Source organism: Henriciella sp. (assembly GCF_049649345.1).
Lineage (GTDB): Bacteria > Pseudomonadota > Alphaproteobacteria > Caulobacterales > Hyphomonadaceae > Henriciella.
Map to the genome: position 1 here is coordinate 1 of NZ_JBARZC010000072.1, position 3,750 is coordinate 3,750.

Genomic DNA, 3,750 nt, shown 5'->3' on the forward strand with positions numbered 1-3,750 from the left:
ACAGCGACACATGCATCCTGCTGTCAGCGGCAAATGGCTCGCGTTTCCAGCCGCCCCAGCGGTCCTCAAGCTCTAAACCCGCCAGCTGCGCCATAAGGTCAATCTCAGCGGGCCAGGCATAGCGGATCTGGAAGGGAACGAGCTTCATGCCTGTTTGCGTGATGCGAACGCGTTGAAAGTCTATGCGCTGGGCAGTCGGATCATGCAGCTTGGCCTCAAACCAAAGGTCTTGCATGCCAATTTTCATCGTGCGCAGGCTTTGATGGTCGGTATAGGCCGAGAAATCCGGCACAAAAGTCTCGATCAGAAAGGCGCCACCAGGGCGAAGACGCTTTGCAGTGTTCCTGAAACAGCGGACCTGCGCCTCCTGCGACGTCAAATTGAACAGCGTGTTGAAGACGAGAAACGCGAAGTCGAATTCTCCTTCGATCGCGCCGTCGGCCATGTCGCCGATGAGTACGGAAATGTCCGCGCCGCCGGGCTTCTTGCGAAGCTTTTCGACCATCTCGGACGAGCCCTCGATCCCGGAAATGTCAAAGCCGCGCTGCTTGAGTGGAATGGCCAAGCGGCCTGTTCCGATGGCGAGTTCGAGCAGGCGTGCGCCATCGCCTGCAAGCGCCGCGATTAACGCAACGGATTCTTCCGTCGTCCCCGGGTCATGGAGCGCGTCATAATCGTCAGCGTTGAGTGCGCCGAATGTGTCGGGGCCGAATTTCAGCATTGGCCCCGATAGCACATCACCCCGGCGAGATCATCTTGGCCGGGTCGACGATCGCGTCGAAATCCTCTGCGGGGATGCCGTCCTTGATGGCTTCTTCGCGCAGGGTCGTGCCGTTCTTGTGGGCCGTCTTGGCGATCTTGGCGGCGCGGTCATAGCCGTACTTTTCCTTCAGCGGGGTCACCAGCATCAGCGAGTTTTTCAGGCCCCGCTCGATATTGTCGAGGCGCGGCTCGATGCCCACTACGCAATTGTCGGTGAAGGACACAGCGGCATCGGCGAGCAGGCGCACCGACTGCAGGAAGTTGTAGGCCATCATCGGATTAAAGACGTTGAGTTCGAACTGACCCTGCGAACCGGCAAAACCGATGGCGGCATTGTTGCCGTGGATATGGGCGCAGACCTGCGTCAGCGCCTCGCATTGGGTCGGGTTGACCTTGCCCGGCATGATCGAGCTGCCCGGCTCATTCTCTGGTAGCGCCAGCTCACCAAGGCCGGAACGCGGGCCCGAGCCGAGGAAACGGATATCGTTGGCGATCTTGAAGCAGGACATGGCGACCGTGTTGATCGCGCCATGGGTAAAGACCATCGCGTCATGCGCAGCCAGGGCCTCGAACTTGTTCGGCGCGGTCTTGAAGTCGAGGCCGGTGATGTCCGCGATCTTCCTGGCGACCAGCTCGTCAAAGCCGACCGGCGAAGCGAGCCCGGTCCCGACCGCGGTGCCGCCCTGCGCGAGTTCCCTCAGCTTCGGCAGCGTCAACTCGATCCGCTCGATGCCGTTTGCCAGCTGCTGGGCGTAGCCTGAAAATTCCTGGCCGAGCGTGACCGGCGTTGCATCCTGGGTGTGCGTGCGGCCAATCTTGATGATGTCGGCCCAGTCCTTCGCCTTCTTGTCGAGCGCGCCGTGAAGCTTCTTCAGCGCGGGCAGGAGCCGGTGCGTCACTTCCTCGGCGCAGGCAATGTGCATCGCCGTCGGAAAAGTGTCGTTCGAGCTCTGGCTCATATTACAGTGATCATTCGGGTGGACCGGCGTTTTCGACCCCATCTCCCCGTCAAGGATCTCGATCGCGCGGTTGGAGATCACCTCATTGGCATTCATGTTCGACTGGGTGCCAGACCCTGTCTGCCAGACGACCAGCGGGAAATGGTCATTGAGTTCGCCGGCCATCACTTCCTCGGCCGCTTCGATAATCGCGTCGCCGAGTTTCGGATCGAGCTTGCCGAGGTCCATATTGGTCTGGGCGGCGGCTTTCTTGACGATGCCGAGGGCGCGGATGATCGGCTCAGGCTGTTTTTCCCATCCGATCTTGAAATTGCCGAGCGAGCGTTCGGCCTGCGCTCCCCAATACTTGTCTCCGGGAACGTCAATCGGCCCCATCGTATCGGTTTCAGTGCGTGGCTTGGGCTGCTTGTCGCCAAATATCCCCATGGGACGGCTCCTTTAGAAATCTCGGATTGTACTGATCTGTCCCGCGCTTTAACACGCAGGCTGGCGCTCGCAAATGCGGTGCTATGTCTACTCTTCGAGCGGGACTTCCACCATCAGGGAAACAAGCACGCGGCCTGCCTGGTCCGGCGTCGGTGCTTCGACGACGGATTTGGAAATGCGGCTGTCTGAAATGTCGTAGTTTGAGGTGATGGCCGTCTCGATGGCCTGGGCGCGCGCATTCGCGATCTCCTGGCCTTCTTCGTTCTCGAAGGCTTCAATATCGATGCTTGCGCCGTCGCAGTCGACGCCCACCTGGTCGACGATGTCGAACAGGATGCTTTCGGCGGTGCCCGTCAGGTCTGCGCTATCAGGATGAAAGCCGATGCTGGTTTCAGCGCAAATATCCATCATCGTGCCGGAATATTCGAAGCGTATGTCGTTGTCTTCGCCGCTGCCGCAGGCTGCGAGGAAAACGGCTGGAATTGCCCCTACGGCCAGGCGACTGAAAAGTTTCATAAGTGTCTCTCCGGCGATACAGCCTGCCCTTCTCGCAAATATTGCGGGTTGAAAGCAAGATGTGTCGCAGTGCAATTGGGCTTGTTCTCTCTCAAACTGCGCTATCTATTGGGCAAAGCTTCCCCAAGGAATTTCGCTGACATGCCGGATGCGTCGCATATGCAGGTTTCAACACGCCCAAAGCACAAACCGGAGGACCATCCCGATTATGCTGACGGCCGCGTTGGCGTGCTTCTGGTCAATCTCGGAACGCCGGACGGGACGGACTACTGGTCGATGCGGCGCTATCTGTCGGAATTCCTGTCTGACCGCCGCGTTATCGAAGTAAACCCTGTCATCTGGCAGCCCATCCTGCAGGGGCCGATCCTGACCTTCCGGCCGAAAAAGTCCGGCAGGGCGTATGAAAAGGTCTGGATGGAGGAAGGTTCGCCCCTCCTGGTCTATACCAAGAGGCAGGCCGAGAAGCTGGCCGAGAGGATCGGGGGCGAGCAGGTCATCGTCGATTTTGCGATGAATTACGGCAACCCGTCCATCGCGTCGAAAATGAAAAAGCTGAAGGCGCAGGGCTGTAACCGGATCGCCATCCTCGCGCTCTACCCGCAATACTCGGCGACGACGACCGCCAGCGTCTATGACAAGAGCTTCGCGGCGATGGAGCATATGCGCTGGCAGCCGGCGATCAGGACGGCCGCACCGTTTCACGATCACCCTGTCTATGTCGAAGCGCTGGCAAACTCGATCCAGACGCATCTCGATGGGCTCGACTTCACAACAGACCGGGTGCTGATGAGCTATCACGGCATTCCGAAATCCTATTTCGACAAGGGCGACCCGTATCATTGCCATTGTTACAAGACGACGCGGCTTGTTTCCGAAAAGCTTGGCTGGGCGGACGGGTTTTCCATCACGACCTTCCAGAGCCGGTTTGGCCCGCAGGAATGGCTGCAGCCCTATACTGACAAGACGCTGGAAGCCCTGCCGGAAGAGGGGGTGAAGAAGCTGGTCGTCGTCTCACCGGCCTTTATTTCTGATTGCCTCGAAACCCTCGAGGAAATCGCCATGGAAGGCCGCGAGACCTTCCTTGAAG

General features: G+C 59.1%; 4 protein-coding genes. 1 reads left to right on the forward strand and 3 read right to left on the reverse strand.

Going from position 1 to position 3,750, the window contains the following annotated elements; genetic code table 11:
- The 3 genes from WA989_RS01805 to WA989_RS01815 form a co-directional block, all read right to left on the reverse strand.
- Positions 1-721 (reverse strand): class I SAM-dependent methyltransferase (locus WA989_RS01805; protein ID WP_424338820.1); only part of this gene is annotated, 721 nt, incomplete at its 3' end.
- A 16-nt stretch (positions 722-737) separates the two neighbouring features.
- Positions 738-2,147, reverse strand: a complete 1,410-nt coding sequence (gene fumC, locus WA989_RS01810) for a class II fumarate hydratase (protein ID WP_424338821.1) — start codon at positions 2,145-2,147, stop codon at positions 738-740.
- 87 nt (positions 2,148-2,234) lie between these two features.
- Complete coding sequence (locus tag WA989_RS01815) at positions 2,235-2,663, reverse strand: hypothetical protein (RefSeq protein WP_424338822.1); 429 nt, start codon at positions 2,661-2,663, stop codon at positions 2,235-2,237.
- Positions 2,664-2,822: 159 nt separating this feature from the next.
- On the opposite strand from WA989_RS01815, the gene hemH reads away from it, so the two are divergent.
- On the forward strand, positions 2,823-3,750 hold a 928-nt coding region (gene hemH, locus WA989_RS01820; protein WP_424338823.1), incomplete at its 3' end, for a ferrochelatase.